Consider the following 23,991-nt stretch of genomic DNA (forward strand, 5'->3'; position numbering starts at 1 on the left):
ATGAGTGCGCCAGCGGAGACAGCAAATTCCCTCCTAGAGGTAAATTCGGTCGCGAAATCGTACGGGGCCCTTCATATACTGACGGAGATAAACTTCGCTGTCCCCGCTGGGGAGGCCGTCGGAATAGTCGGCCCGAACGGAGCGGGAAAGTCCACATTACTGAGTGTTATCAACGGCACCGAGCGAGCTACTGCTGGCTCCGTGATTTTCGATAGACGCGACGTGACAAAGCTAGGACCCGAAGTTCGGGCCCACGCGGGCATGGGACGTACTTTCCAGATTCCACGACCGTTCACCCACCTGACCGTTTTCGAGAATGCTCTCTCCGGAGCGTCCTACGGCGCTGGCCTCCATGGCAAAGCTGCTGACGAACAAGCGCTCTACGCTCTGGAGCTTTCCGGGATGATGGACCTCGCCAACACGCCGGCCGGTAGATTGCCTTTGCTGGCGCGCAAACGACTCGAGCTGGCTCGAGCCCTGGCGACGCGACCCCGACTGCTCCTCCTCGACGAAATCGCTGGCGGACTGACCGAAGCAGAATGCGACAGCCTCGTCGAAACTATTTCCGGTCTTCATGCCTCGGGGATAACGATCATCTGGATCGAGCACGTCGTGAAGGCGCTACTTGCGGTGGTCGATCGTCTCGTGTGCCTCGCCTCGGGCACCCTCATCGCGGATGGCAAACCGGACCTCGTCATGAGTAGCACGGAAGTTCGCCGCGTCTACCTCGGAAGCGGGATCTGATGCCACTTATTCACGCCCAGTCCATTAGCGCCGGATACGGTGATTCCCGCGCCATCAGCGACGTCATCCTGACGCTTCAGAACGGTGAACTCCTGGCTTTGGTCGGTGCCAACGGCGCCGGCAAATCAACGCTCCTGCGCGTAATCGCGGGAGCGCACAGACCGACCGCCGGCACCGTGTCATTCAAGGACTCCGATATTTCACGGTTGACTGACTTCCAACGCAACAAGTTGGGAATCTCGCTCGTCCCCGAAGGCCGCCGGCTGTTTGCCAGCATGACGGTCATCGAGAATCTCATTGTCGGTGCGGGATCGGGGCGAGCCGGCGCTTGGAACGTCGAGAGTGTCGTCGAGACTCTCCCCATGCTCAAGCCTCTGTTGAAGAGAAACGCGTCCCGATTATCGGGCGGACAACAGCAGGCGGTGTCGATCGGGCGCGCGCTGATGTCGAATCCCGAAGTTCTCCTGCTCGATGAGGTGTCACTTGGCTTGGCCCCGATAATCATCGACGAGCTCTACGAATCACTCTCTGTCGTGCGCCAGAGTGGGCTCGGCATCATTCTGGTCGAGCAAGACCTGGCGCGCACTATTGCCGTAGCGGACCGAATAATGTGCCTGCTTGAAGGCCACGTCGTCCTCGAGGGAAAATCTGGGGATCTGACGCACGATCAAATCACCGATGCCTATTTCGGCCACTCGATTGGTTCCTTTTCCGAGCCCGACCTGACTACTGAGGAAGGCGTTCAAGCATGATAGTTCTCAATGCTTTAGTACAAGGCGTTCTGCTGGGTGGCCTGTTTGCCATGGCCGCACTTGGACTGTCCATCGCATTCGGTGTCCTCCGCGTCGTCAACCTCGCGCACGGCGAGATCATGACGGTCGGCGCATACCTGGCATATCTTTCGCTGTCTTCCTTCGGGCTGAACGTCTGGGTCAGCCTCCTCATCGTTGTACCCGCCATGGGGTTCGTCGGGTACTGGGTTCAGAGGCTCCTGCTTCAGCGTGCACTTCGCCTGAGCGAGCTAGCTCCTTTGCTCGTTACGTTCGGCCTGGCGATCATGATTCCCAACGCACTCGTTGAAGTCTTCACGAACGACAAAAAGCCCCTTCCGACGGGCGATCTGGCCGTTCAGAGCATCACGATCGTCGACGGAATCACAATCGGCGTTCTTCCTCTTCTGACATTGGTCGTGGCTGTCGCGCTGATCGCGGGCATGCAACTTTTTCTCGCCCGAACCCAAATGGGCCGATACATGCGAGCTGCAGCTGACGACTCGGACACCCTGCGCCTCATGGGGATCGACTATCGCAAGGTCTACGCCTTCGCGATGGCGCTCGCCTTCGGTATTGCCGCGCTGGCGGGGGTCTTCTTCGGTATACGGCAAGGCGGCGTCACGCCGTTCGACGGACAGCTCACCGTGCTCTTCGCTTTTGAAGCGGTGATTATCGGTGGGCTCGGATCGCTCTGGGGCACTCTTGCTGGTGGAATCGTTCTGGGCATCGCCCATTCTCTCGCTGGTCAAATAAGCCCTGACCTCCCGCTCCTGGTCGGAAATCTTGTTTTTCTGGCGATTCTCGTATTTCGTCCGACCGGAATTGTTCGAAGCAAGGTGGCCGCATAATGCCAAAGCTCATAGCTGGCTCAGTTCGTGTGGACCGGTATCAGAGAAGAGCCCTCGTTACCGGGGTCGTGGCCGCCGCAGCCTTCGTCGCCCTCGCTGCCGCGCCCTACGTGCTCGATCCGGCCGTTACGAGCTCCTGGATCAAACTTTTTTACCTGATCACACTCGCAACTATGTGGAACCTTCTCGCCGGGTACGCGGGCATGGTATCCGTTGGTCAGCAGGCCTACATTGGCTTGGGAGCCTATGGACTGTTCGTCTTTAATGACATGGGATTCGACCCGTACAGCAGTGCTCTCATCGCATCGGTTGCGGTCGGCGTCATTGCCCTGCCGCTGTCCTTTATCGCCTTCCGGCTCCGAGGTGGCTATTTCGCTATTGGAACGTGGGTGATCGCGGAAGCCGTTCGGCAAATTGTCATCCGCTTCGATAACCTCGGCGCGGGTCGCGGACGAAGCATCTCCAACTACACCGCCGACCCGGTATTTCGGAACATGTTCACCTACTGGTTAGCCCTCGGCATTCTGGCCCTCGCTCTCGTTGTGACCTTCTATCTGCTTCGCAGCCGCATGGGAATTGCACTCCAAAGCATCCGTGACAATGAGGTGGCGGCTCGCGCTCTCGGCATCAACGTGAGCCGTACCAAGCGTATTGTCTTCGTAATCGCGGCTATGGGTGCCGCCCTGGCCGGTTCGGTGATCTGCATCCAGGCCATCGGAGTTGCCTCGCCTAATCAGATATTCAGCGTCAGCTATTCCGCCTTCATGATCTTCATGGTCCTGATCGGCGGCATCGGAACTATCGAAGGTCCCATCCTGGGCGCAGTTATCTACTTCGTCATGGATTTGTATTTCAGCCAACTAGGCCTCTGGTATCTCGTCGTTCTCGGCCTCCTCGCGATCCTGGTCACGCTCTTCCTGCCCAAAGGAATCTGGGGGGCAATCCACGAACGATTCAACATCTCCCTGTTCCCGGTCGGTCACCGAATTGTGCCCGTCGCTGACAAGTTTTTACCGCAGTCCTCAGCACAACCGACAGTTAAAGAAAAGAGACCTAATGGGAGATTTCGACGGTAAAGCCGGGCTGGTATCGGGAGCGGCGGGGGGAATCGGACGCGCCACGGCAATTGCCTTCGCCCGCGAGGGCGGAAGCGTCGTCGTTGCCGACCTCGAAACATTGCGGCACCAGGCCGAAGAGACGGTGCGCCTCATCACCGAAAATGGTGGAGCAGCAATTTTCGTGGCCACGGACGTTACGCAGGCCGACGACGTCGAAGCACTGGTCGCCGCGGTCGTGGACACCTACGGATCCCTGGATTTCGCCCACAACAACGCGGGAATCCTCAAAGTTGGTTTCACCGCCGAGATCGAGGAGGCCGATTTCGACCAGATCATTGCGGTCGACCTCAAGGGGGTCTGGCTGGCCATGAAATATGAGATCCTGCAGATGCAGAAACAGGGTGGCGGCGCAATCGTCAACACCGCCTCCGAAGCCGGGCTCGTGGGCACGCCGATGGCGGGCCCGTACGTGGCGGCGAAACACGCCGTCGTGGGCCTGACCAAGACGGCCGCCGGTGAATACGCAAACCAGAATATTCGCATCAACGCCGTAGCGCCCGGGGCGATTGAAACCCCAATGATCACCGACCTCCCTCAGGAGGCTCGAGATTCCCTGTTAGCACCTCAGCCGCTGCACCGCTTCGGAACCGCCGACGAGGTCGCGGATGCCGTGCTCTGGCTCGCTTCGCCGAGGTCATCCTTCGTCGTCGGTGCAATCCTCTCCATCGACGGCGGCGCAACTTCCAACGCGCAGTCGTACAGCATCGAAAACAGCCCACCAAGCCAGAAACGTTAATCCAATGCTGCTAAAAAGCAAATCGGCACTTGTCACCGGGGCCGGCGCCGGAATCGGACGTGCCATCGCCGTGAGTTATGCCGCCGAAGGTGCTCGAGTCCTGGTCTCGGACATTGACGATGAGGCCGGACAACGAACCGTGGACATAATCAGCGCAGCGGGAGGAATCGCGGCCTTCCATCACGCCGATGTCAGCTCGCTCGCCGACAATGAAAACCTGGTCGCGGCCGTACTGCAACGATGGGGCACCCTTGATATCGCCTGCAACAACGCGGGCATCGCTCCACCGTCCACACCCCTGGCCGACGTGTCAGAAGAGCTATGGCTGAAGATCCTTGCGGTGGATCTCTCGAGCGTGTTCTATGGTCTTCGTTCTCAGATTCCCGCCATGATCAAAAGCGGCGGCGGTGCCATCGTCAATATTTCGAGTATCCTCGGCCAGGTAGCTTTCTCCGGCGTGGGTCCGTACGTTGCGGCCAAGCACGGGGTCGTTGGACTGACGAAGAGTGCCGCGCTGGAATACGCGGCCCAGGGCATCCGGGCCGTTGCTGTCGGTCCAGCGTTCATCAAGACCGGTCTGGAGACCCACCTCGACGAGCAATCTCGGCTGAGCCTTGATTCACTGCATCCTGTTGGACGCATGGGCGAACCAGAGGAAGTGGCCGAGCTGGTCTCCTGGTTGAGCAGTGACCGAGCGTCGTTCGTCAACGGGGGATACTTCCCCGTGGATGGCGGATACCTCACACGGTAAACGCACCGCAGAATTTACACGAAGGGGATGCCGTCCGTCTGACCGCATCCCCTTCGTGCTGCCTGTCAGCGTTTCTGCTGGGCCAAGTATCCTTGCGCTCGCTCAACGAACCAATCAACAGCTTCCGGATTCGCCAGAGAGCCACGATTCACGGCCGATTCGGGGTTGTGACCGCAGAAGAGCTTCTTGATGGGAACTTCGATTTTCTTCAGCGCGTGTGTGACCGGCACGGCCGGCGCCAGAATGATCTCATCCGGCACATGCCGCGCCGAAGTCATGCGCCGGATGGTGCCATTGATCTCGTCGGTCAACTCCGGGGTGAGCTCGCACCCCTGATCGAGTGTGACGAACAGTGGCATGTAATACCCGCCATCCGCTTGTTCGAGGCCGATCACCAAGGACTCTTTCACCTCGGACACGTGCTGCAACGCCGCATAGATGTCGGCGGTCCCCAGCCGCACACCGCCGCGATTCAGGGTGGCATCTGACCTCCCGTGTACGACGAAACCACCGCTCGGAGTCTCGGTGATCCAATCGCCCTGAGCCCAGACCTGGGGAAACTTTTCGAAGTAGGAATCCTGATACCGGACGCCGTCCTCGTCGCCCCAGAAGAACACCGGCATCGATGGCATCGGTCGAAGGACCACCATCTCACCCAGGTCACCGATAACTCGGTGTCCCGAGTTGGACCAGGCCTGAACGGCAACGCCCAGCAAGGGTCCCTGCAGTTCCCCGAGGCGCACAGGTTCCAGCGGATTAGAACCGATGAAGCCACTGCAGATGTCTGTGCCGCCCGTGTCGGAGCCCAGGTGCACGTTGTGCTTCACATGGTCGTGTACCCAGAGCCAGGTTGAGTCAGGAAGGGGTGACCCCGTCGACAGAATGGAACGCAACTTCGAGAGATCTCGCGAAGAGCCCGGAGTCAGGCCGGCTTTTTCCACGAGGGACAGGTACGCGGCCCCGCTGGCGAACATCGTCGCCCCGGTCAACGCGATGACGTCGAACTGGCGGTCCTTGATGCCGTACATGGGCGAGCCCGAGTACGTCACCACCGAGGCGCCGGACATGAGGTTGTTCACCAGGGTGTTCCAGACCATCCAGGAGGTGTTCGCCGCCACGTAGTAGCGGTCGCCCGGGCCCATGTCCTGGTTCAGCCCGGTACCTTTCAACGCCTCGAGTATCATTCCGCCGTGGCCGTGCACGATGCCTTTCGGCGCACCCGTCGTGCCGGACGAGAACAATACCCAGAGCGGATGCTGAAACGCCACGCGCTCATACCGCGGTTGGACGCGATCAGTGAGTAGCGTCGCGAAATCGAGGCGGTCGGCCCCGGGTTCGTCGGCGCTGGCCGGATTACGCAGCAGAATCGTGTGCTCGAGTGTGGGCAGGCCGGCCTCAACCTCGGCCAGATAGTCGAGGCGGTCGAAATACCTGCCGTTGAACTGGTAGCCGTCGACGCCGATCAGAAGTTTTGGTTCCAGCTGGCGCAGGCGCTCCAGCGTCGCTGCGGATGAGAGATCCGGTGAATTGATACTCCAGATGGCTCCGAGTGACGCCGTTGCCAGCAACCCGATGATCGCTTCGGGAACGTTGGGCAAAACTGCGGCGACGCGATCACCCGCAACGACTCCCAGCCGTCTGAGGTTGTCGGCTAGAGACGATACACGTGACTCGAGCTCGCGCCAGGTCAATTCCGTCACTGCATCGTCTTCCTGGATCGTCAGGATGGCCGTGCCATCGACGAGCTCAGGATTTAACGCATGACGTAGCACGTTCTCGGCGAAGTTCAGGCTCGCGCGGGGATACCAGACGGCCCCGGGCATCCGCTCTTCAGCCAGTGCCGGTCCCTCAAAGCCCTCACCAATGACGTCGAAGTACTCTCGCACGGCGTCCCAGAAGCCCGAGAGATCGTCGACGGACCACTCCCAGACGCTCCGGTAGGTCGTCAGACCGATATTCCGGTGCTCGCCAACCCAAGTCATGAAATTCCACAGCCGTGAGCTGTGCTGCTGTTCGACCGTTGGCGTCCAGGTTATGGGAGGCATTGTCGTACTCGGTGCTGACATCGTTGTCCTCTTGTCTTGGAAAGTTACGTGGCTCGGGGCGGATCGCGGAAGGTCAACCCCGCGCGGCCGTGGTGCCGGCGGATGACAGCGCGAACAACTCCACCAGTTCCATCAGGTTGTCCACGACAAAATCGGGTTTTTGCTCTACGGGCGCCGCCGCCGCATCCACTGCTGAGTGGGTGCCGGTCGTCACCAAACACCCCAGGGCACCCGCACGACGAGCCATTTCACACTCGAGCGTGAGGTCGTCGCCGACGATGAGCATCTCCGACGGTTGGACGTGCAACCGACGGGAAAGAACATTGATCGATTCCTCGGATGGTTTTCCCAGGACCCGATACGGTCGATCTGTGACGTGACTCAGTCCAGCGGCGATGAATCCCGAGACGCCGACGTTCAGTCGATCCTTCGAAGCGAATGACGGCGCATCGGAAGTGCAGTACAGCTTCGCGCCCGCCAGAATCGCCTCGGCGGCCACCTGTATTTTGTCTTTGCCGAATGCGGTATCCCAGCCAATCACGACCGCGGCAGCGCGGGTTGGCGCGCCCGTCAGAGCTCGGTCGATATCGACGAGGTTGAGCCCGCGGTGCTCGAAATCGTCCAGAACGCCGTTGCCGCCGAAGACGAGGAGCGGCTGGTCCTGATACAGGTCCTGCATCGTTTCCGCGGCCACCACGGCCGGGGTCAGCACCTCGCTGTCCTGAACGTCCAGCCCCATCGAGCGCAGTGACGCTGCAATCTGACCTGATGTTTGCATGGAGCCATTCGTGAACGCGACAAGGCTGCGCCCTGACGCTCGCACGTGCGCGATGGCCTCCGAGGCCCCGGCCAGGACGCTACCGCCATGGCCGCTCGGCCCGTCGGAGAGAACCAAGCATCCATCGATATCGAACATGACACCGCGCACGCCTGCGAGCCGTGATGTTAGTTCGCCTATATTCACGACGCTCCTCCGGCCGGCTCGCGGCGCAATTCGACTTTCTCGGCTCCCCGCTGTACGGAGAGGTATTTCCATTTAGGCAGCGTGTGGGCGGCGGCGATGAAATCCGTGACGTTGGTCACAGGAGTCGCTTCGCGTTTACCGCCGGTGGAGGCCCACTGTGGTGCCGGGCCGGAGCTGAGCATTGCATCGATCTGATCGCCGGGGAGAACCATGCGCAGCAAGAGTTCCTCTTCGGTCAAACGACGGCCCATTTTCTGCCCGTACTCCTCATGAAGCTCGGCCAAAGACCGCTCGACCGAAGGTTTGGCCAGTTCCTTGGCGCGGGGGAGTGAAGCCACCCGCTCGAGTACTTCAGGAGCTATTTCCCCTTCCGGCGAGCCAAAGTTTCCCAGAACAAACCTGACCACCTCATCCGGGATGCGGCTGTAGCGCTCTTCCCCAGTTTTGGCGGCCAGCACGTTCATCAACGCTTGGCTGCCCACGAACTGGCTGAACGGAGTCACCATGATGGGGTAGCCGAGGTCGGCTCGCACCCGTCCGGCCTCTTCGATTACCGCTGGCAGATCGTCGAGCATGCGCAACTCGCTGAGCTGGCGCTTAAGGGTGGACATCATGCCGCCGGGCACCTGGTGCACGTGTGGACTGAGATCGAACTCTGTGGGTACCCCGGCCGCCAGCCCTTGGGACGCGGCGATGGCGTAGAGGATGTCCGCGGCGGCCGCTGCCGCATCACGGTTGACCTGAACGGGTATTCCGAGCGCGTCGAGGTTGCCGATCAGGTTTTCGAGACTGGGCTGAGCCGTTCCGTTCGAGAGCGGGCCTAGACCCGTGTGCAGCACATCGACGCCGAGTTCAGCGGCCGCGAGGTAGAGCTGGGATGCGGCGCCGGTCGTGCAATGGCTGTGCAGCTCCAGGGGTTTGGATCCTACGGCGGCGCGAATTCCGGGAACCAGCTGGCGGGTGCGCTCGACGGTGAGCAATCCGCCCGGATCCTTGATGTAGACGGAATCGACGAACGGGCTCGCGCTGAACAAGCGCGCGTTGCGGCTGTAGCTTTCGTCGGTGTGGACCGGGCTTTCGGTGAACGTCACGGCCGCCACGACCTGCGCGATCCCCTCCTGCTTGGCCCATTCGGCCACTCGAAGTGCGGACTCAACGTCGTTCATGGGCTCGGCGATTTGCAACCGGCCCAGGCCGTGTGAGGCCATCAGCCTCAGCGCCAGGCGCATCACGGTTTCCGATGCCTTGTCCCAGGACATGAAGCGCATTCCTGTCGAGATAGCCGAGAGCGGGGTGTTGGGCATTACCGCATGCATGCGCGAAATGCGTTCCCACGGGCTTTCCCGATGCCATTTCACGCCCATCGACAGGTTTGTCGAACTGGTGAAGTCGATGGCTTCGTAGCCCACCTGGTCGAGTAACGGTCCCACCGCTTCGACCATCCCGGTGGTCAGACCGGTGGCTCCCCACAGGCTCTGGTTGCCGTCTCGCAAGCTGGTATCCAGGAGGCGGATGGGTGTTCGTGTCGCTGGACGGTCCGTTGCGACACCCGCGGGGTTCTCCGGATGAGATGTCACTGCGCGACCTCCTTGATAAGAGAGTTCCGGTGCTCCCAGGCGGGTGCAAACCAGGTGGTACTCACGCCGCCGCGGATGAAATCCGGGTGCGACAGCACGAAATCGTGCAGGGGAAGAGTGGTCTTGACCCCCTCGATTCGAACAGCGTCTGCGGCCGAACGAAGAGCTTCGACGGCAGCAGTTCTGCTACAGGCCCGCACGATGAGCTTGGCCATCAGGCTGTCGTAGAAGGGCGGGAATCGGTACCCGCTTTCAACGTGCGTGTCGACACGGATGCCGGGTCCGCGGGGCCAGTCGACATGAGTGATCAGACCCGGGTTAGGCCGAAAATCATTGTCTGGGTCTTCGGCATTGATCCGCACCTCAATGGCCACCACGGAAGGCACTGCGGGAACGTCGGGCAGTTGCGGGTCCAGTCCGAGGGCCAGCCGCAGCTGGGCAGCAACGAGGTCGATGCCGAATGCTTCTTCGGTGACGGGGTGCTCCACCTGAATGCGGGCGTTCATCTCGAGAAAGACAACGTCGTCAGATTCGGTGTCCACCAGAAATTCCACGGTTCCCGCGCCACGGTAGCGGAGCGCCTTGACGAGTGCGCGTGAGGCATCGTGCAGCACCAAACGGCGGGCCTTAGAAAGCCCGGGCGCTGGGCACTCCTCGATGAGTTTCTGGTGCCGGCGTTGAACGGAACAGTCGCGGTCTCCGAAAACCTGCACGCCGCCTTCGCCGTCGCCGAACACCTGCACCTCCACGTGCCGGGCCGCGGGATAGAAACGTTCGAGGTAGAGGGCACCGTTTCCGAAGGCCGCCTGAGCCTCGGCTGCGGCCTGCGGTGCCAGCTCAGCAAGCTCGGCCGAATTGTGCACGAGACGGATGCCCCGCCCGCCACCCCCGTGAACCGCCTTAATGAGTAGCGGATAGCCGAGCGCATCGCCGAGGGCAGCGGCGAAACTCGGATCGTCAATTTCTGTGGCAACGGCAACCGGAACGCCGGCTGCAACGGCGACCCTGCGTGCACTGGTCTTATCCCCGACGGCGCGCAGCGTTTCCGGCCGCGGGCCGGCGAAGGCGATGTTCTGCGCTTCGAGAAGTTCGGCCAGCTCGGGCTGCTCACTGAGAAACCCGTAACCGGCATGCACGACGTCAGCGCCGGCGTGCACGGCCGCTTCCGCAACGTATTCGGGCCGCAGGTAGGACTTGCCAGCCTGGGCCGGGCCGATAATGATCACCCGGTCGGCCAATCGGGCGGCAAGCGAATCAGCATCGGCGGCGCTCGCCGCCAGCACGGGGCTCGCTCCGATTCGTCTGGCGGCCGCAACGATGCGCACGGCGATCTCACCTCGGTTAGCTACGAGCACGACGGGGATCTTGCCCTCCGGCGCATTCGTCATGATGAGGTGTCTTCGATGATGACGGCCAACGGCTGGCCGAATTCAATCTGGGCGTTGTCGGCGACCAGGAATTCTTTCAGGAATCCGGCGCTACCGGCGCTGACGGGGTTCATGAGCTTCATCACTTCGATGATTCCGATGGTGGTGTCGGCGGTAACGGTCGCGCCGGGTTCGACAAACGGAGCGGCACCGGGGGTGGGACTTCGGTAGAAGACTCCGATGATGGGGGCAGTGACCAGGGTGCCGGTCGAGACCGGTGCGACGGGCGAAGCTGCAGCGACAACCGGCACCGTGGTCACGGCAGTGGCAGCGGGCGGAGCGACAACGGTGGCAGTCGGCTGAGGCACCTGTGGTGCCAAAGCGGAGGGTGCTGCCGGCGCCGTGGCATCCGCTGAACGCGATACCCGAACGCTCACGTCCCTGAACTCGACGGTCGCCGATGCAAAGGAACCGTCGTCGAGCTGTGTGACGAGGTCGAGAATGTCCTGCCAACTCGGCGTGGAGGGGGTCGTCATCAGTTTTCACCCTTCGTTGCGGCGGCTACGAAGCCCAGGAGGTTCGACGTTCCCTTTGTCGTGTTCTTGGATTTTTCTTCCTTGCGTTTCTTCCAGTTGGTTTCCGGTCGCGACTGGAGCAACATGACCTTGGCCGTGCCATCGGCATGGTGCTCCAGCGCCCATTCGATGTCTTGCGGGCACCCGTAGTGCTTCTCGACGCGAAGGGCGATGTCTGCCAGCTGCAGCACTTCCGACTCCGTGAGGCAGGCGACATCGCGACGGGCGACGTCGACGTCGCGGAAAACGACGCCGGTTCCGCCCGGTGCCGGCACGTACTCGTGGGCTTTGGATGCGATGCGGGTGGTGGTCAGGGTGGGGCCCAGTTTGTTGAGCCAGTATTCGTCCGGGGTCACTTCGCCGGATACCACGGACTGTCCCAGGCCCCAGCTGGCATTGATTGCGATGACCGACCGGTCACCGGTTCGCGGGCTGACGGTAAACGTGACACCGGCAACATCGGCCGTGGCCATAAGCTGCACGGCGACCGAGATTTTTGAGGCCTCCGAAGCATCGGCCACGGACAGCTCCGATCGGTAGGCGATTGCCTGTGGGGTATACAGGCTGGCCCAGCATTCGCGGACCTTAGCAATGACATCATCTGCTCCGACGACCCACAGGTAGGTCTCCTGTTGGCCGGCGAAGCTGGCTGCGTCTCCGTCTTCATCCGTTGCCGAGGATCGCACGGCCACGGGGATGCGTTCGGAGTCGTCGGTTCCCCGCCGCTGCGCAGTCTCGTTCGACAGGGTGAGATACGCGCTGCGGATCTCCTGCTCGATGACCGGCGGTAGCTCGCGGCCCAGAATCATGGCGACGGACTCGTCGTGGGCCTGTTGCAGGGATGCGTGGCTGTGGGCGTCGGCGCCGAGCACAATTCTCAGCAGTTCCTTACGCAGGTCAGACGCGTCCCTGTAATCCTCATACGCGTCGACCGTCACGGCGAAGCCGTCGGGAACGGGCAGGCCGGCCTGCACCATCTCGCCGAGACTGGCGCATTTTCCGCCTACGAGGGGACGATCATTGCTGTTGAGTTCGTTGAATCTTCTGGTGTACTTTCCCACGATTGTCTTCCTTCTGGGTGGGGGCCTGGACCGCAGGCAGCGGGTCACTCAGCTGCCTGCGGCTGGGGGTTGCGGGGGAATGCCCCGGTGATTCTTCAGGCGCCGGTGGATTCATCCAAAATCGTGACGGTGCCGGCATTCCCGTCAACGCGGATGAGTTGGCCGGTCTTGATGGTGCTGGTACCAAATCCGGTGCCGACGACGGCTGGCAGTCCGTACTCGCGGGAGACGATGGCCGCGTGGCACATGATGCCTCCGATGTCGCTGACCGAGGCGCGGATTCGACCGAAGACCGGAGTCCAGCTGGGACTAGTGACCGGCGAGACCAAGATCTCACCCTCTTGTACGGTGTCGAGTTGGTCCGGTCGCAGCACCACGCGCGCGCGACCTTCGGCGATTCCGGGGGAGCCGGCGAATCCCGTCAATTGGGTCCTGCTGCCACCTCCGTCTTGAGCGGTCAGCCATCGTTCAACGGTTTCGGGTGTGATGCCCCACAGCATGATCGTCAGTGGCTCGTTGACCTCACCGGGAACCGGGCCGAGTGCGGGCGGCGGATTCCAATTGCTCAATGCCTCGTAGATTTCCTTGCGGCGTTTGATGATCGGGGGCCAATGGTGTCCGCCCTGGGGGTTGCCGCCGGCCGACCAGGCCATCTGCAGATCCACGATCGCTTCTTCGACCTCGGCGCGACGGAGGAAAAAGATGTCCTCAACGTCGTTCCAGAATCCCCAGGCCTGGAAAAGGCTGCTGAACTCGCGCACCTTGTTCCAAAAGTTGGTGAGGAACCAGTGCTCGATGTAGAAGTTGTGATTTTCGACGTAGGGGAAAACAGTTCGCGACAGCGCCAATGTTTCATCGAAACCGGTCAGGTCTTCCGCGTCGAGCAGCGACCGGTAGTGCGAGACGAGTTCGTCGCGCTCGGACTGAAGTTTGTCGATAGGTCGCGTGAGGTCGTCTCCGCTGCGCAGCCGGTGAATGTAGTCGCCGATGGCCTGGATCGGCAGACGCAGGTCGTCGATCCAGCTGCGGTGAGAGTGGTACATCCCAGATCCGTAGGAGAAGTAAAACCACGGGTCTTTGCTTTCGTCCAGAGCAGTCAGCCAGGTCTGGCCAGCGTCGGAATCTGCCAGGTTGGCCAGCAGTTCGGGCTCGGTCGTGGCAGCGAGCACCAGCTCTCCCACGCCCAGCTCTTCGGCTTTGCGGGCGAGTGCCCGCAGCTCGTCGTCGGGGCGGAAGAGCAACACGTCCACGCCGCTGACCATGCGGGAAATAGTCTGATCATCGATCTCGGGGAAGTGTTCCTTGCAGAGGGTGAGGAACTGGAGGTAGGCCGCGTAGCCCAGGTTGAGGAACTCGGAGTGAAGGGTCCAGATCTGGTCGCCGTGTTCCAGCAGCCGGTGATATGCAGCCAGAAGCTGATTGGCCTGGCTCGGTCCGCGGTCGACGGTGATGCGCTCGATGGGCTCGAACTCGGACAGGGGCGGTACTTCAATGTCCCGAACGGCCCTGATGGCGGTCGTGACCCGGCCTTCCCATTCGGCATAGAGGCTGTCCCAGTTCTGGAAGTAGTATCCGGCACGCTTGCCGAACTCCTCGGCCCGGCGAGCCTGCTCCTCGGCGTCCGGGCTGGCGATAGTGGACATGTACGTGTACCCGTTGATAACACGCACGTCGAGTCCCTTAGCCGGAGGCAGGGCAAAGACGCGGGTATTAGTGACGCCGGTCCCGGTGAAGGCACCGTCGATGGTCACCTGATCGAATGGATACGACACTTCCGGATAGTGCAGGGAGTTGCGGAACCAGGTCTTGGCGGAATCTTCGGCCTGACGCGTGGGCAGAAAACGGTTGTGGTACGCGTACATGTCCTCCCATCCCTCGGCTCCCTCAGGAGTCTCCATTTGATAGGGATCGGGAAAGCTGCGTTCGCGCGGTGCGGGTTCGTGCGCGGGTGGATTTTCCACTGCGTTGTCCGTGGTGGTCATGACTGCTCCTTTGCGTCCATGGTGCCCCTAAGGGGACTGGATGTCAGTATGGACGCATCGCACCGACGTTGCATCATTTCTTTTCACTCAATGAAAAGAATCTTGTGGTGGGCCAGCCGACCACCGACACTGAATACGCGCCTGGGTTGCCCTTTTTCACCAAATGAAAGTGGCGTTAGGCTGAGACCAGCAGCGGTTCGTCGATGTCCGTGGAGGAGGAACGATGGAGAATTCCGGTATACCTGTGCCAGGAAAGTCCGTCACCGAAAGGGCCTTTGCCGTGCTCATGTCTTTTGACATGGCTCACCGTTCGATGACTCTCTCGCAGATTTCCCGCCGAAGCGGCCTTCCAGTGGCGACCACGTTTCGACTGCTCAATCACCTTGAGGGAATATCAGCAGTGCAGCGAGACGTGGGGGGGCGCTATGCCATCGGCGCGAAAATCTGGGAATTAGGAATCCTCGCGCCTGCCCACGATGTGATCGGAATGGGTACGCGGCCGTTATTGGTTCGGTTGGCGGTGAAGACGTCGATGATGGTCCGGGTGTTCGTTTACAACGGGCAAAATGCCCTCTGCGTTGAAGAGGTCTTGGCCAACGGGGCAAGCGCCCCGGGTAGCGGGCCGGGAACCGTCCTCTCGCTGACGGAGTCGGCCGTCGGGCAGATACTCATGGTGGGGATGTCCCAGGCTGCTCGGGTGGCACTGCCCCTGACTCGCACGCAATATCAGCACGTCGAGGAGCGGGTAGCTTCCGTCGGCGACCGCGGTTGGGCTCTGAGAACGTCGAAAAGTGGCAGCGTGGAATATGCCGTTCCGATAATCGTTGACGCGCGGCCGCCCATGGCGTTGTCGCTCAGTACACCGCCGGGAGCGTCGGAGTCGGACGGGAGGCAGATACCTCTCGAGAAACTGATCCCTGAGCTCAGGGGAGTCGCTCGCGGTATCGCGGCAATTCTGGCTTCTGCAACCACATCAGAACAATCTAAGTCCTTCATAACCGGCCCCGCGAGGCTAGAAAAAGGAGAGGATCCCAGTCATGAATGATGGCCCGTATAAGAGCTCCGCTAAATCTGTTACCGCGAGGGCTTTAGCCGTCCTGGCAGCGTTTGATGTTGAAACCCCACTCCTCACCCTAAGCCAGCTCGCGCGCAAGGCCGGCCTTCCCGTCGCGACTGTGTATCGCCTCGCCGGTGAACTCGAGGACGGGCGGTTTCTCGATCGGGACAACGCGGGTCGATACGGACTAGGCGTGAGACTCTGGGAAATGGGCCTGCTGACTCCCGTTCATGGTCGGCTGCGCGAGACGGCCATGCCATTCCTGCTCAATCTGCAGTACGAGTGCCGAGAAACTGTTCAACTCGCCGTTTGCGACGGTACGAACGCCATCTATATAGAGAAATTGACTTCCGAAACATCCGTTCCGATCCAAAGCCGCATTGGTGCTCGAATACCGCTGCATGCCACTGGAATCGGCAAGGCCTTGCTCGCTTTTAGCTCCGACGATTTTACGGAGGCAATTCTCGCAATGCCGTTGACGCAATTCACGCCGGAAACCATCAGCGACCGCAGGGTGCTGCTGCGGCAATTAGCGCAGATCCGACAACGCGGCTACAGCGTGAGCCATCAGGAATACTCACTCGGATCAAGTTCCCTTGCCGCGCCCGTCATGGTGAATGGAAGCGTGCAGGCCGCAATCGGAATCGTCAGCTATGAGCTCCGTACCGACCTGACTCAGTATGCGCCGGCCTTGCTGGGTGCGGCGAAGAGTCTGGCCCAGCGTTTGGAAGACGCGGTTGGGGTGGCCTATCCAAGTATCAAGGATGTTCCTCCGGACCCTGCTGCCGCGGCCGAGCCCTTACGCGGTGCATCGTGAGCAAAAAGACCATGAGACGCCGCCCTCGACAAGGAGTCGTGAAAGATGATGTATGAATCCCGGCTGGACGTTGAAGCGCTGGTCGCCATCGACATGCACGTGCATGTCGAAGTGGATGACAATGGCCACAATGCGCTACCACAGGCCTTGATCGACGCGGCGAGCAAGTACTTCAAGTCCGACGGACCCCGGCCCGGCCTGGACGCCATCGCCGATATGTATCGGGAACGCAAGATGGCTGCCGTTGTCTTCACCGTCGACGCCTCCAGCCACCTTGGTCATCGGCCGAATAGCAGCGAAGAAATAGCCGTTGGTGCGGCCCGAAACAATGATGTCCTCATTCCTTTCGGGTCCGTTGATCCCAACCACGGCCCCGAAGCCATTGCAAAGGCACAACGTCTCGTCGGCGATTTCGGTGTTCGCGGCTTCAAGTTTCATCCCAGTGTCCAAAATTTTAACCCGAGCCACACTGACCACTACCCCCTGTATGACGTGTTGCAGGCGTTCAATTTGCCGGTGATATTCCACACCGGACAGACCGGCATCGGCTCCGGACTTCCGGGAGGATTCGGTATCAAGCTGGGACTGTCGAATCCAATTCTCCTCGACTCAGTCGCCGCTGATTTTCCTGAACTTCAAATCATCATGGCTCATCCATCCGTGCCCTGGCAGGAGGAAGCGTTGGCGGTTGCAACGCATAAGCAGAATGTCTGGATCGACCTGTCAGGCTGGTCCCCAAAATACTTTCCCCCAAGTCTTGTGCGCCAGGCAAACTCAATGCTTCAGGACAAAGTCTTGTTCGGCTCCGATTTCCCGCTGATTACACCGGACCGCTGGATGAAGGATTTTGCGCTCCTGACCATCAACGACGCTGTGCGAGCGAAAATCATCAAGGACAACGCCGTCCGATTACTCGGACTCTGATGGGGGACGGTGTGCTCGATCGAAATAGGGTCGAGCAGCACAGGAGATTTCGAAGCAATGGACGTTGTTTCGAGGGTTGCCCCACTATCAGTGGGTCCTTATGAAAGGAAGACAATGACGTTTTTCCAGCAGTCGATATGGGACGGAAAGACCTACCTGGGCGGATGGTCGAATCTCGGCGGTACGACGCCCATCGTCTCTCCAGTCACCGGCAAGCGGATCGGATCGTACGCCACGGGAACGGCAGATGACATTGCGAAGGCGACTGATCTGGCTGTGCGAGCACAGCGCACGTGGGCGACGACGTCGCCGGAGGTGCGCTCCGCAATCCTCCGGCGTGCAGCAGTAATCATCGATGAAAACGTGGGCATACTCGCCCAGTGGCTTTCCGATGAAGCAGGATCAGCAAACGGGAAGGCCGCATTCGAAGCGGGCCTGGTCGCTGCCGAATTCCACCTCGCCTCCGCGACCGCCATGGTGCCCTACGGTCAAGTCCTGCGAACTGGGCGACCGCGCCTGAGCCTGTCCCGTCGGCTCCCTGTCGGCGTCGTCGGTATCATTTCACCATTCAATTTCCCCAGCATCCTGTCGGCTCGATCCATTGCACCCGCTCTGGCCCTGGGAAACGCGGTGGTCATCAAGCCCGACCCTCGCACGACGCTCACGGGTGGTCTGTTCTTCGCCGCTGTTCTCGAGGAAGCTGGACTGCCCGAGGGGCTGTTCAGTGTCGTTCCAGGAGGCGCTGATGTTGGCTCCGCCCTTGTCGATGAGCCCCGGGTACCCGTCATCTCGTTTACCGGCTCCACTCCGGCCGGGCGTGCAATTGGTGCGCGGGGAGGTGAGCTTCTCAAGCGTGTCCACCTTGAACTCGGCGGCAACAACGCACTGGTCGTTCTTGCCGACGCGGATATCGAAGCGGCAGCGTCTGCCGGCGCGTGGGGTTCGTTCCTGCATCAAGGGCAGATTTGCATGACGACGGGTCGCCACATCGTCCACGAGAGTCTCTATGACCGCTATATCGAGTTGCTGACCGAGAAGGCGCTCCATCTCCCCGTCGGTCCTCCGTCCTCTGGCGCCCCGCTCGGACCGATCATCGACACCGGGCAGCGCGACAAAGTGCACGAGATCGTCACCGCAAGCGTCGCGGCAGGGGCACGCCTCACCGCCGGCGGCACGTATGACGGTTTGTTCTACCAGCCCACCGTCCTTGCCGACGTGACGGTAGATCATCGCGCATTCACGGATGAGATCTTTGGACCAGTCGCTCCCGTCACAAGCTTCGCCACGATCGATGACCTCGTGCACCTGGTGAACAGCTCCGACTTCGGTCTGTCCCTCGCCCTGCTTACGGGCAACGCTTTCAAGGCATTTGAGATCGCAGACAGGATGCCGAGCGGCATCCTCCACATCAACGACCAGACCATCGACGACGAGGCGCAGGCGCCATTTGGTGGAGTGGGAGCATCCGGTACCGGCTCACGTTTCGGTGGTCATGACGCGAATATCGAAGCATTCACTGAAACCCAATGGGTGACAATTCAAGGCCAGATTGCCGACTACCCGTTCTAGACCCTACTAAGCCAACACGAATATCCGCCGGGATCATGAGGAGAAACATATGAAGATCACAGCCGCGGTGGCGCGATCACTGCACGCGCCGCTCGACTTCGAAACCCTAGAACTCGATGAGGTTGGCAACGATGAGGTCAGGGTGCGGCTCGTGGCGACCGGAGTGTGCCACACCGACGCTCTTGTTAGAGACGGAGTGCTACCGAATTCTCTTCCGGTCGTTCTGGGGCATGAAGGCTCTGGGATCGTCGAAGCGATCGGCGAGAATGTCGAAACGGTCGTGGTCGGAGACCACGTCGTTCTGGGTTTCAATTCTTGTGGTGCCTGCCCGCCATGCACGAACGGGCACCCCGCGTACTGCACTGATTTCGCCAAGCTCAATTTCGGCGGCCAACGCGCCGACGGGACCACGAGTCTCAGTGCGGGAGACGAGCCGGTTGGGAGCCACTTCTTCGGGCAGTCCAGCTTCGCCACGCACGCTAATGTGGCCGCACGCTCCGTGGTGAAAGTTCCTTCTACCGTTCCGCTCGAACTTCTCGGTCCCCTTGGGTGCGGGATTAGCACGGGTGCGGGCACCGTGCTCAACGTCCTGAAGCCTGAAGCCGGGACATCTATCGTGATTTTTGGAACGGGCGCCGTTGGTAATTCCGCTCTCTTGGCGGCCATCGTCTCGGGGTGTTCCACGATCATCATGGTTGATGTGGTCGCGAAGCGCTTGGACCTGGCTCGAAGCCTCGGTGCAACACACATAATCAATGGACTCCACGAAGACGCTGTGGCAAGGGTGCATGAAATCACAGGCAGCGGCGCACGCTATGCAATCGATACGACCGGCAACCCCCTCGTCTTTCGCCAGATGATCGACGTTTTGGCACCCCAGGGGAAAGCGGCCCTGGTTGGTGCTGCAGCACCCGGCACAGAAGCCCTGATCGATATCGGAGCATTCCTCGTCAACTCACCAACGGTCACGGCCGTAATCGAGGGGGACGTCGTCCCGCAAACATTCATTCCCTACCTCATCGACCTTTACGAAAGGGGACTTTTCCCCTTCGCCGAGCTCATCAAGTCTTATCCATTCGAAAATATCAATCAGGCTTTCGCCGACTCCGAGGCGGGGGTAACCATCAAGCCCGTGGTCGTCTTCTAGGTTGCGCGGCTGGCCATCACTCGCTTTTGACTCACGCACGCTTATTCACCGTATATTGCTCCGAGACCCACCGAGACGGCCCGAGGTGTTGAGATAATGGTGACAACAGCTTACGCAAGAAGGTCCAGATCAGATCGAGAAAAGTCGAGACCAACCGAGATTTGAATCCGGGCCGGGTATCCGCCTAAATAGCCCCGGTGCAAACCGTCGGTCCCGGGTTCAAGCCCCGGCCGCCCTACTGTAATTAGATCTGATCAGGGCTTTTATCCGGCTCTCCTGACTCTTCCGTGGGTTAATTCCGGCCGGGGAGTACAGGTTTGTGGCCGCCGAGGCTGAGCATAGCGAGGGCGATGAGCGCGTCCGGTGATGTGAAGCCGAAGGCGATGCGGGTCATGAGGCGGATCTTGGTGTTCATGGATTCGACGCGGCCGTTGGAGAGACCGTGCTCGATAGAAGCGAGGATCGCGGTGCGGTGCTTGACGATGCTCTTCTGCAGTTTCACGAAGGAAGGGATGCGGCAGCGGCGGGCCCAGCCGACCCATTTGTCCAGAGCCTCGGTCGCCTCGCCGAGAGGCAGCTTGATCACGCGCAGACCTTCCTTCAGGTAGTAGGCGCGGGCCAGGCGAGGGTCGGTCTGCACGATCCAGGCGAGCTTGGCTTGCTGCTTCTCGGTCAGGTTCTCCGGATTCTTCCAGAGGGCGTAGCGGCAGTTCTTGATGCCGGCAGCTCGGGCGCTGTCCGGGCGGGCCGGAGCGTCGGCGGCAGGTCGGCCCCGGGTGCGTCGGGCCTCGTTTTGGCGGGCGGCTTTGCGGGCATCGTTCCACGCGGTTAGGCGGACCTCATCGAGGGCTTCGGTGGCCCATTTCACGACGTGGAACGGATCAGCGCACCGAACGGCGTTGGGCGCTTTCTCCGCGACAACACTGGCCATCCAGGCCGCACCGTCCGCAGAAACATGCGTGATCTGCGCCGAACGCTCCGGCCCTAACGCGTCGAAAAACGTCGCCAGGGTGGCCTTGTCCTGTCCGGGCGCAGCCCAGACGAGGCGGCCGGAATCGTGGTCGACGACGCAGGTCAAATACTTGTGGCCGCGCTTGTAACTGATCTCATCGATCCCGATCCGAGTCAGGTCCGCGAACTGGTCGTACTGCTTTTCGGTATCGGCCCAGACCCGGGTGATGATCGCTCCGACGGTGTGCCACGCGATGCGCATCAGCACGGTGATCGCGGTCTTGGATGTTTGCGTGGCCAGCCACGCAACCTGGTCGTCAAAGAACAGGGTGTGGCCGCTTTGGTGCCGAGCCCACGGCACGGCGGCGACGGTCACGCCGTGGACGCGGCAGGACACTCGGGGTGCGTCAGCTTCAAGGTGCACTTGAATTGAGCCCACATTTAACCCTCGCCAGCGACGCCGCCCATCACCGAGGTCGTAGCGTGGGCTGCGCTTCTGACAGGATCCGCATCGGTTCCGCCTCGGCGCCTTCGGACGCACCGACGCGATCAGAATCCTGTTCTCCAGGTCGAGATCGTTGTCCTCGACGAACGTGTTCTCGACACCGAGGAGGGTTCGCCATATTCTTAGAGTTCGCACGCCGCTTTTTCCGTTCCCGAGTTTCTTACCTTTGACAGTTAGAAACCTAGGCGGAGAGCGGCGTGCGGCCGTTAAGGCGCTCCCAACGGACCCACGGTTACGTCAGGAGAGCCGTTTATTCCGAAATATTGCCTATTGTGGGCGTTTACGCAAAAGGTGCTCGACCCATCTCGAGTGGCATCGAGTTGCATCGATTGCTTTCGGTTGAGAGGACTAAACGCTTTCTCGCGTGTGGCAGTGATCCGGACTCTCGATGGGCATGCACGCCGAGTAGTTCGGCGTGCATGCCCATGTGCATGAGTTCCTGGGCGTTTTTAGTCGATGGAGCGTTGCTCGATCACGGTATCGCGAGTCTTAGCTGTTGTGGTTGCGCTAGACATCTTTGTCCTTTCAGTTGAGCGGGTTGACCTAATTGGTGGGGCTCATGGCAGAGATAATTTCGTACGCCACGTGGGACGCGGCGACAGCGGTCAGCTGAGCGTGATCGTATGCCGGGGCGACCTCGACGACGTCGGCGCCGACCAGATTGACCGCGCTCAAGGCTCGTCATGCCTGCGGCTTCCGGGGTTCCGGTTCCAGGTGCGTGTGCCGGGTCGAGGACTTCGATATCGACGGAAAGGTACACCGGTCGGTCGCCGAGCCGGGCAAGCATCCGTTCGACGGCTCGTGGCAGGCCTTCGTCTTGGAGGTCGTTACTTGAAATGATCGCGAACCCCAAGCGGCACGGAGTGAACTACGATGACCGGCCAGACAGACTAAAAAAGAAGAGAGCGGCCGCACAGCGATTCCAGGGGCCGCCACGGCCTCATCCGGCTTGCGAGCCGTATTCGTGGGCCTCTAGTGACCTTGGGACCGAGACGCCGAGGTCCTTGACGTCGGCTGCGGGCGTGCCGTCGACGAAAAGTTTCTTCGCTGAGGCGATCTTGCCTTAGCCATGATCTGGCCCGCATTCGTAGGCGCCGCTGCCGTCATCGGTTGGTCTCACAAGTCCTCATTTATGCCGACTACTTTCGCGCCGCGGACACTGCTATTTTTGCGCACACAGCGACCGAGAGTCGCCCCGCCAGGAGCCTTCATTCAAGGTGAAGGACATGATCGAAAAGGGAGTTCCCTGTCATGAAAATTTCGTGCCCCTTCTGCCATTCGGAGGCGACCCTTACTCCGAATCCTGCTCACGACGAGCGTCCCTCATTACCGAATTACCTCCTAACCTGTTCCGGATGTCAGCGCACCAACGTGCAGCGCGATCCGGTTCACCAGCCCCGGATGTCGGCCAGAATCCTCGTCCCGTCCCACCAATTCGGCTAACCGCTCGCAACTCACAAACACGGTCCGGCGCCGATATTCGGGGTCTGAGTAGTACTGGAACGAATCGTCCGCTAAGGGCTTGGTCGTTCAGACTTGGATGTTCGTATCACTGACGCGGAAGGAAGCTAAGATGACCGGCCGGAATGGTCAAAAAGACATCGAAGACAGTGCCGCGCAGCGGCTCCGCTTAGGTCGGTCTGAGGGCGGCCACGCCGCCGTTCCATTGTGGCGGGAGAAGGCTGTGACTGCGCCGCTGCTTCCGTTGTGATGCCCGCCAGGGCTGTCTTCCAGGGTGGGCGGTGTGAGACGTGGACGTCGGCGGCTGAGTAGACCAGGGTCTCGCCCGGAACAAAAGTTGCGCTCGACGCGGGACGGTGCCGGGAAGTGGCGCGCGGCGTGCACGGGAAATGTCGGCGGGTGAGGCTGTCGGGGTGCAGACTCGCTCAGCGCAAAGACGGCTCATCGCGACGGGGACGGCGCACCGGTGCCACGACCGATCGAGGGGCGGCCGTCGTGCTGCCGGCTCAGCCTCCAACGACGGGGGCGCCAACACGAGCGGCCGCTGCCGCAGCCCGCGCCTTGACGGCGTTCGCATTCATGGAACTGATCAAGCGCAAGAACTCATCACAACCAGGGTTCGGACACTCAAACCGAACGATATTACCCACCCGCGCCATGTCACGACGCTGATGGCAGCGAAAGCACTCCGGCCGACCCAGAATGATGAGCAACTCCGGATCGATGAACTCCTCAAACGTGGCGCGAAAACGTCGGGCGCAGATGTCACGCACGCACGCCCACTCAAAGACATACCCGTGAGTGACTGAACCGTCCCGGGTTTCATGCCGCCGTTTTGTTGGCGGCTTCGACATTTATCGGGCCGTTTGTTTCAGCGTAGTAGTTGCGTTCATATTCTTCGGGCGGCATGTGAGTATTAGCCCTGCTGGGGGCCATCGATATTGACCTCGGGGGCCACGGAGTGATGCGGTCAGTAGCGCGTTTCGGGGCCGCCGAATATTTCTGTTGGGGGCCATCTG

19 protein-coding genes and 1 pseudogene are annotated in these 23,991 nt (G+C 60.9%); 11 read left to right on the forward strand and 9 right to left on the reverse strand.

What is annotated here, in order from left to right:
• The 6 genes from E3O06_RS15730 to E3O06_RS15755 are packed head-to-tail and all read left to right on the forward strand — an operon-like array spanning position 1 to position 4,970.
• Positions 1–744: an ABC transporter ATP-binding protein gene (locus tag E3O06_RS15730; protein WP_134504303.1), complete on the forward strand. Its 744-nt coding sequence runs from the start codon at positions 1–3 to the stop codon at positions 742–744.
• On the forward strand, positions 744–1,496 hold the full coding sequence (locus E3O06_RS15735) for an ABC transporter ATP-binding protein (protein ID WP_134504304.1): 753 nt from the start codon (positions 744–746) through the stop codon (positions 1,494–1,496). The genes E3O06_RS15730 and E3O06_RS15735 overlap by 1 nt, the downstream gene beginning before the upstream one ends.
• Positions 1,493–2,365 (forward strand): branched-chain amino acid ABC transporter permease, encoded by an 873-nt coding sequence (locus E3O06_RS15740; RefSeq protein ID WP_134504305.1) that lies wholly within the window; start codon positions 1,493–1,495, stop codon positions 2,363–2,365. Before E3O06_RS15735 ends, E3O06_RS15740 begins: the two co-directional genes overlap by 4 nt.
• Positions 2,365–3,441: a branched-chain amino acid ABC transporter permease gene (locus tag E3O06_RS15745; protein WP_134504306.1), complete on the forward strand. Its 1,077-nt coding sequence runs from the start codon at positions 2,365–2,367 to the stop codon at positions 3,439–3,441. Before E3O06_RS15740 ends, E3O06_RS15745 begins: the two co-directional genes overlap by 1 nt.
• Positions 3,422–4,219, forward strand: coding sequence for a glucose 1-dehydrogenase (locus tag E3O06_RS15750; protein ID WP_134504307.1), 798 nt, complete (start codon positions 3,422–3,424; stop codon positions 4,217–4,219). The genes E3O06_RS15745 and E3O06_RS15750 overlap by 20 nt, the downstream gene beginning before the upstream one ends.
• Before the next feature lie 4 nt (positions 4,220–4,223).
• Entirely contained in the window at positions 4,224–4,970 is a 747-nt protein-coding gene (locus E3O06_RS15755) for an SDR family NAD(P)-dependent oxidoreductase (protein WP_174843244.1), read from the forward strand.
• A gap of 65 nt (positions 4,971–5,035) precedes the next feature.
• Here the strand turns inward: E3O06_RS15755 and E3O06_RS15760 are convergent, their stop codons facing one another.
• Genes E3O06_RS15760 through E3O06_RS15790 form a run of 7 tightly spaced genes read right to left on the reverse strand, consistent with a single transcriptional unit; the run spans position 5,036 to position 14,541 of the window.
• Positions 5,036–7,036 (reverse strand): acetoacetate--CoA ligase, encoded by a 2,001-nt coding sequence (locus E3O06_RS15760; protein WP_134504308.1) that lies wholly within the window; start codon positions 7,034–7,036, stop codon positions 5,036–5,038.
• A 52-nt stretch (positions 7,037–7,088) separates the two neighbouring features.
• Positions 7,089–7,931: an HAD-IIA family hydrolase gene (locus tag E3O06_RS15765; protein ID WP_166788233.1), complete on the reverse strand. Its 843-nt coding sequence runs from the start codon at positions 7,929–7,931 to the stop codon at positions 7,089–7,091.
• A 44-nt stretch (positions 7,932–7,975) separates the two neighbouring features.
• Complete coding sequence (locus tag E3O06_RS15770; protein WP_255453635.1) at positions 7,976–9,556, reverse strand: hypothetical protein; 1,581 nt, start codon at positions 9,554–9,556, stop codon at positions 7,976–7,978.
• Positions 9,553–10,944: an ATP-binding protein gene (locus tag E3O06_RS15775; protein WP_134504311.1), complete on the reverse strand. Its 1,392-nt coding sequence runs from the start codon at positions 10,942–10,944 to the stop codon at positions 9,553–9,555. The genes E3O06_RS15770 and E3O06_RS15775 overlap by 4 nt, the downstream gene beginning before the upstream one ends.
• Positions 10,941–11,459: an acetyl-CoA carboxylase biotin carboxyl carrier protein gene (locus E3O06_RS15780; RefSeq protein WP_134504312.1), complete on the reverse strand. Its 519-nt coding sequence runs from the start codon at positions 11,457–11,459 to the stop codon at positions 10,941–10,943. Before E3O06_RS15780 ends, E3O06_RS15775 begins: the two co-directional genes overlap by 4 nt.
• Positions 11,459–12,607, reverse strand: a complete 1,149-nt coding sequence (locus E3O06_RS15785; protein ID WP_338144869.1) for a PEP/pyruvate-binding domain-containing protein — start codon at positions 12,605–12,607, stop codon at positions 11,459–11,461. Before E3O06_RS15785 ends, E3O06_RS15780 begins: the two co-directional genes overlap by 1 nt.
• A gap of 47 nt (positions 12,608–12,654) precedes the next feature.
• Positions 12,655–14,541: a PEP-utilizing enzyme gene (locus E3O06_RS15790; RefSeq protein ID WP_134504314.1), complete on the reverse strand. Its 1,887-nt coding sequence runs from the start codon at positions 14,539–14,541 to the stop codon at positions 12,655–12,657.
• A gap of 223 nt (positions 14,542–14,764) precedes the next feature.
• On the opposite strand from E3O06_RS15790, the gene E3O06_RS15795 reads away from it, so the two are divergent.
• The 5 genes from E3O06_RS15795 to E3O06_RS15815 are packed head-to-tail and all read left to right on the forward strand — an operon-like array spanning position 14,765 to position 20,055.
• Positions 14,765–15,586: an IclR family transcriptional regulator gene (locus E3O06_RS15795; RefSeq protein ID WP_134504315.1), complete on the forward strand. Its 822-nt coding sequence runs from the start codon at positions 14,765–14,767 to the stop codon at positions 15,584–15,586.
• Positions 15,579–16,415, forward strand: a complete 837-nt coding sequence (locus tag E3O06_RS15800; protein WP_134504316.1) for an IclR family transcriptional regulator — start codon at positions 15,579–15,581, stop codon at positions 16,413–16,415. Before E3O06_RS15795 ends, E3O06_RS15800 begins: the two co-directional genes overlap by 8 nt.
• A gap of 45 nt (positions 16,416–16,460) precedes the next feature.
• The gene (locus tag E3O06_RS15805; protein WP_134504317.1) at positions 16,461–17,339 is read left to right on the forward strand and encodes an amidohydrolase family protein; all 879 of its coding nucleotides are present in this window, start codon (positions 16,461–16,463) and stop codon (positions 17,337–17,339) included.
• Positions 17,340–17,348: 9 nt separating this feature from the next.
• Positions 17,349–18,908, forward strand: coding sequence for an aldehyde dehydrogenase family protein (locus tag E3O06_RS15810; protein ID WP_241980269.1), 1,560 nt, complete (start codon positions 17,349–17,351; stop codon positions 18,906–18,908).
• Positions 18,909–18,957: 49 nt separating this feature from the next.
• Complete coding sequence (locus E3O06_RS15815) at positions 18,958–20,055, forward strand: NAD(P)-dependent alcohol dehydrogenase (RefSeq protein WP_134504318.1); 1,098 nt, start codon at positions 18,958–18,960, stop codon at positions 20,053–20,055.
• Positions 20,056–20,347: 292 nt separating this feature from the next.
• Here E3O06_RS15815 and E3O06_RS15820 read toward each other — a convergent pair whose 3' ends face one another.
• Together E3O06_RS15820 and E3O06_RS15825 are read right to left on the reverse strand one after the other, a co-directional pair.
• Positions 20,348–21,646 (reverse strand): ISL3 family transposase, encoded by a 1,299-nt coding sequence (locus E3O06_RS15820; RefSeq protein WP_134504319.1) that lies wholly within the window; start codon positions 21,644–21,646, stop codon positions 20,348–20,350.
• A 408-nt stretch (positions 21,647–22,054) separates the two neighbouring features.
• A pseudogene (locus E3O06_RS15825) lies at positions 22,055–22,367 on the reverse strand (arginase family protein); the annotation flags it as partial.
• Between the last annotated feature and the right edge of the window lie 1,624 nt (positions 22,368–23,991).

Origin of the sequence: Cryobacterium glaciale (assembly GCF_004402535.1) — a bacterium.
In the GTDB taxonomy this organism is placed as follows: Bacteria; Actinomycetota; Actinomycetes; order Actinomycetales; family Microbacteriaceae; genus Cryobacterium; species Cryobacterium glaciale.